The sequence below is a fragment of the Rhodococcus sp. MurmanLake-1 genome (assembly GCF_056945715.1).
The window spans coordinates 1-5,326 of sequence record NZ_JBWZNF010000036.1; the positions used below are offsets into that span (position 1 = coordinate 1).

The following is a 5,326-nucleotide window of genomic DNA, read 5'->3' on the forward strand; positions in this document are numbered from 1 at the left end:
GCCGGCTCACCACCCCGTCCGGGATCGAGCGAACGACACTCTCACCGCCTCCAACGAGATGAACGATACGTTCACACCATTAGGGGCGGGAGCGCGACTGACGACGACGGGCGCTTTGCCCTGATCACTCGATGCCGTCGGCGGTGGCAGTTGCATACTTCGGCCGGCCAGTGGGCAGATACCGCTGGATCGTCACGCCCTTTGGTGTGGCTCGCGATTCGGCCAGCTCGAGTGCGATATCCGGTCCGGTATCGGGAAAGAGTCGTGTGCCCTGGCCTACGACCACCGGAACGATCAGCAGGATCATCTCGTCGACTAGATCGTTCGCGAGAAGCCAGCGGCACAACTCGCCACTGCCGTGCACCTGAAGCTCGCCGCCGGGTCTGGCTTTCAGTTCGCCGATCGCTGCGGCGGTGTCATCTGTAAGGGCCGTGGTGTTCTTCCATTGCGGATCGGTGACCGTCGTCGAGGCAAGATACTTGGGCCGCGTATTCAAGGCGCTTGCGATCGGGTTGACCTCTGGATTCTCGAACGCGCCCCAATAGCCGGCGAAGATTTCGTAAGTCCGCCGACCGAACAGGAAGGCGTCGGCGCGCTGGTAGACCTGGACGAGGTAAGACATGGCTTCTGTGTCCACCAGCGGCGCGGACCATCCGCCACGTTCGAATCCGCCGCGTCGATCTTCGTCCGGCCCACCGAGTCCTTGCATCACCCCTTCGAGAGTGACGATGGTAAATGTCGTCAGTTTCATAGTCGTACCCATCTCCCCGGCATCGCCGGATTTCCGCTGTTTCGATATAGACCGTCGGGAAGCGGGAAAGTCATCGAGCGAACGTGGCGTTCATCGCCTTGGATCGACCGAACGTGCCGTTCGCTCAGGGTGGGCGGTGAGATCAGGGCTGAACGGGCACAGAGTCTGCCGGGGTGGTCTCGGACTCCAAGGCGTCGCAGGGAATCGCGAGCTCGGTCTGTTCGAGGCGGCCACGAAGGGTGATGTTCTCCGTGATCGACCACTGTGCGGCTTCGGCACTGTCAGCGGCGGCCACAGCCCGTCCGGACGCGGCGAGGTTACCCGGGACCGTCTTGGCGACCTCGGACAGTCGCGCTGCTTCGTTGACGGGATCACCGATGACGGTGTACTCGAACCTTTCTCGCGCACCGACGTTTCCGGCAACGGCAATTCCCGCAGCGACGCCGATACCCGCGCTCACTTCCGGAACTTCGGCACGCAGGCGCTGCCGAATCTTGCGGGCGGCGGCGAGTGCACTGCCGGCGTGATCGTCGAGTGTCGTCGGCGCTCCGAAGATCGCCAGCGCCGCGTCGCCTTCGAACTTGTTGACGAATCCGCCGTGTGCATCTACCTCGTCGACGATGACGTCGAAGAATCGATTGAGTAGAGCGACCACCGCGGTAGGGGAGTTGGTGGCCGCGATCGTGGTCGATCCGATGACGTCGACGAAGAGAACGGCAACGTCGCGTTCTTCACCGCCGAGTTCCGGGTTTCGGCGAACCGCGTTTGCGGCAACCTCGTGTCCGACGTGGCGCCCGAAGAGGTCGCGAATCCTCTCGCGCTCGCGCAGGCCCTCGGCCATGCGATTGAAGCCGGTCTGCAGCAGTCCCAGTTCGGTCCCGTCGTACACGACGACGGACGCGGTGAGGTCGCCACGGGTGACTTGTTCCATGCCTCGGCGTACGGACCGAATGGGGGCCGCGGCTGATCGGATGTTGATGTACGTCAGCCCGAGTCCGACGCACAGAGTGATCCCGCCGATGACGAGGATCGCGGTCGCGAGGGCTTGCCACGAAGCAGGCCGGATGAAGCTGAAGACCGCTACGAGCATCAAGCCGGTGACGGGGACTCCGCTTCCGAGCAGCCAGACGAGGATCGTCCGGCCGGTCAGTCCGAGAACGGCAGCCTTGCGGGGCGCTCCGGATTCGAGTGCACGCGCAGCAATAGGGCGGAGTGCGAACTCGCTGAGCAGGTAGCAGAAAGCGCAGGTGGTGATACCGCTGAAAGCCACGGTGAACAGAACTTTCGGAATGGTGTCGGGGTCGACGATTCCGTACATGGTCGTGAAGGTGATGAGCGCGGCCGTCCACAGGACGGCTTGCACTCGGGTCAGTCGCCACGGCCCGCGCAACGCCGCGCGTTGATTCTGCTCGGTTGGCCGGTGATCCTCGGTGGCCCACCGGAGATCCCTCATGAGGCGTTTGGTGCCCCACAGAAGTCCGATGAGAAAGACACACCCGATGAAGACGGGTACGGCAATAAAGTTGATCCACGCGAATTCGGGGTGGATGATCTCGGGTCCGGGAACCACGAATCCGACGAGCACGATCGCCAGCACCGCTCCGATCAGGTTGGTGACCAGGAGAGGGGCGGTGAGTAGTGCCTGGACGCGGATTCGGCGGCGCCTGGGGCTTTCGTCGGTGGATCCGAGCAGCCACGACCCAAGGGGCGCACTCGGGACACGGCTTCGCTGCATAGTGTGTCGAGAGTAGTCGTAATGATCGCTTAGGGTGGTCCGGTGCGCCTAGTTATTGCTCGTTGCCGTGTCGATTATGTGGGACGCCTGACCTCCCACCTCCCTACCGCAAGACGACTGCTGTTGGTGAAGGCCGACGGTTCGGTCAGCATTCATGCCGATGACCGGGCGTACAAGCCGCTGAACTGGATGAGTCCGCCGTGCTGGTTGGTCGAGACCACCGGCGACAGCGACGACATCCTGTGGGTCGTCACCAACAAGGCGGGCGAGGAGCTTCGGATCACTCTCGAAGAGGTCGAGCACGATTCGTCGTATGAACTCGGTCTCGATCCGGGATTGATCAAGGACGGTGTCGAGGCACACCTTCAAGAACTTCTGGCGGAGCATGTCGAGACACTCGGCCCCGGCTACACGTTGGTGCGGCGCGAGTACATGACGGCCATCGGGCCGGTCGACCTTCTGGTCCGTGACGCGGACGGTGCATCGGTGGCGGTGGAGATCAAGCGCCGCGGCGAGATCGACGGCGTCGAGCAGTTGACGCGGTACCTGGAGTTGCTCAACCGCGATCCTCTGCTCGCGCCGGTCACGGGAGTTTTTGCAGCGCAACAGATCAAGCCGCAGGCAAAGACTTTGGCCAACGACCGTGGGATCCGTTGCCTGGTCTTGGACTACGAGGCCTTGCGTGGTACCGAAAGCACCGAGTTCCGACTTTTCTGACGCTGTTTAGACTCGAACCATGCCGCGCCGCAAACCTTCGCCGAAGCAATCCCGTCGAACGGATACTCGGCGTGCTCGGGATTCGAGCGCGGAATCGCAGTCACCCAGTGGTGTGTTGTTCGGCGGGGCGCTGGTCCGGGAGGAGCCAGGGCCGGGCGGTGAAATGTACATGGTGAGGCCGATACCCGGCTCCAACGCGACGAAGTTCTATCGCTGCCCCGGTTGTGATCACGACATCAGGCACGGTGTCGCCCATGTGGTGACGTGGCCTTCGGAACCGGGCGGCGCGAACGAACGTCGGCACTGGCACACCGGATGCTGGTCAGGCCGCGGAACTCGCAGCCTGACCAGACGGTGGTCCTGAGCGTCGATCAGTTCCGGGACTGGGCTCGCTGCTCGACGGCGCGGGTGTCGATCTCGGCGGTGTTGGTCTCGTCCGAGTCCTCGAGCACATCGTCTTCGTCGATACTCGGTTCTGAGTCGACCGGATCGGAGTCGGCCTTCTTGTCTTCGATCTCGAGATCTTCCTCGGCTTCGACGATGACCGGAGCGGGCGGTGCATCAAGGAGTTCGCTCTCCCGGTTGACCGATGCGAGCATGGCCGGAACCGAATCGAGTTGTCCCCGAATGCCCAAGAGCTGAGCCAGAATTCGACCACGGAGAACACGCAGTTCTTCGGTGAGTTCCTTCGCGTGAGCGATCTTGCGCTCGGACTGATCGGTGGCGGCCTGCAGCCTGCGCTGAGCCTCGTGCGACGCATCGGAGAGTCGACGCTCGGCCTCTGCCTTGCTCGACGACTCCAGGTCGTTGACGGCGGCGACGACCTTGGCGCGACGCTCGGACATCGAGATGTCGAAGTCTTCGCGGATCTGAGTGCGCTTGGCCTCGGACTCGGCAGCCAGGCGATCCCGCTCGGCCTGTGCGGCTTCGACGATCCGGGCGGCTTCGGTACGGGCCTGCGCCATGGTCTGCTCGTGCATGGTTTCCATCGCATTGCGACGGTCCTCGAGTTCGGCGATCAGCGACTCGTAGTGTCCGCGCAGTCGGGCGCCGTCCTGTTCGGCGATGGAGGTCATCTCGGCTGCGTCGGCCTCGGCCTTCGCGCGCACCTCGGAAGCCTCGTCGGAGGCAAGGCGCAGCATGCGGCTGATGCGATCGCTCATGCCCTCCGCAGTGGTGGGCGGTACCGAGAGGCGGTCGACGTCCTTGCGGAGGTCGTCGATGTCGTCGCGTGCATCGTCGAGCTGCTTGGCAAGGTCACGGGCCTGCGCAGCGGCAGCATCACGATCGGCCGCGGTAACTCGCAGCTCCGCGTCGAATCGCTCGAAGTAGTTACGTACCTCGTCGCGGTCGTATCCCTTCCGTGCGATCTGGAACGGAAGTTGGATCGAACCGCGGTCCTGCTCGTATGCCATGGCGACAATCTACCTGGCATACGAGCTGGAGTCGGGTCTGCTAGTGGCTCGCGTCGGGTTCGACCAGTTCCACCAGGACGCCGCCGGCGTCCTTCGGGTGAATGAAGTTGATGCGCGAGTTGGCCGTACCGCGTCGGGGAGCGTCGTACAGCAACCGAACGCCGCGCTCGCGAAGCTCGGCGGAGATGGCGTCGATGTCGGTGACCCGGTAGGCGAGCTGCTGCAGTCCGGGGCCGCTTCGGTCGATGAACTTGGCGATGGTCGAGTTCTCGTCCAGTGGTGCGAGCAGCTGAACGGCAGTGGATCCGGCGGGGGAGCCGACGACGGAGAGCATGGCTTCGCGCACGCCCTGCGATTCGTTGATTTCCTCGTGGGTCGACACCATGCCCAGGTGCTGCGTGTACCACGCGATTGCCGCGTCGAGATCGGGCACCGCGATTCCGACGTGATCGATCGCGACGACGAGGTCGGACGACAAAGGTGCGAGTGCAGAACTGGGGGAGGTCTGTGTCATACCTTTCACGGTAGCGCTACCGTTTGAGGAGTACACGTCGGGATGTGACTTGGCTCTTAGGCCGCACGGAACCGACGACTATGTCTCTTTTGCAGCCGGAGGAAATCGTGACCAGTTCTGTGATTGTTGCGGGAGCTCGTACCCCGATGGGTCGACTCCTCGGATCGTTGAAAGACCTCTCCGGGTCCGACCTC

General features: G+C 63.4%; 6 protein-coding genes. 2 read left to right on the plus strand and 4 right to left on the minus strand.

Annotated elements, in window-relative coordinates; genetic code table 11:
- Positions 1-124 precede the first annotated feature (124 nt).
- Together AC2ETI_RS32335 and AC2ETI_RS32340 are read right to left on the minus strand one after the other, a co-directional pair.
- Positions 125-751, minus strand: coding sequence for a dihydrofolate reductase family protein (locus AC2ETI_RS32335; RefSeq protein WP_483635026.1), 627 nt, complete (start codon positions 749-751; stop codon positions 125-127).
- Between the two features lie 142 nt (positions 752-893).
- Positions 894-2,486, minus strand: a complete 1,593-nt coding sequence (locus AC2ETI_RS32340; RefSeq protein ID WP_046378804.1) for an adenylate/guanylate cyclase domain-containing protein — start codon at positions 2,484-2,486, stop codon at positions 894-896.
- A 42-nt stretch (positions 2,487-2,528) separates the two neighbouring features.
- On the opposite strand from AC2ETI_RS32340, the gene nucS reads away from it, so the two are divergent.
- Entirely contained in the window at positions 2,529-3,203 is a 675-nt protein-coding gene (gene nucS / locus AC2ETI_RS32345) for an endonuclease NucS (protein ID WP_003945160.1), read from the plus strand.
- A 19-nt stretch (positions 3,204-3,222) separates the two neighbouring features.
- Entirely contained in the window at positions 3,223-3,567 is a 345-nt protein-coding gene (locus tag AC2ETI_RS32350) for an ATP/GTP-binding protein (protein ID WP_283310593.1), read from the plus strand.
- Between the two features lie 7 nt (positions 3,568-3,574).
- Here AC2ETI_RS32350 and AC2ETI_RS32355 read toward each other — a convergent pair whose 3' ends face one another.
- Together AC2ETI_RS32355 and mce are read right to left on the minus strand one after the other, a co-directional pair.
- On the minus strand, positions 3,575-4,618 hold the full coding sequence (locus AC2ETI_RS32355) for a hypothetical protein (RefSeq protein WP_019749164.1): 1,044 nt from the start codon (positions 4,616-4,618) through the stop codon (positions 3,575-3,577).
- Between the two features lie 40 nt (positions 4,619-4,658).
- Positions 4,659-5,132 (minus strand): methylmalonyl-CoA epimerase, encoded by a 474-nt coding sequence (gene mce, locus AC2ETI_RS32360; protein WP_020723660.1) that lies wholly within the window; start codon positions 5,130-5,132, stop codon positions 4,659-4,661.
- Between the last annotated feature and the right edge of the window lie 194 nt (positions 5,133-5,326).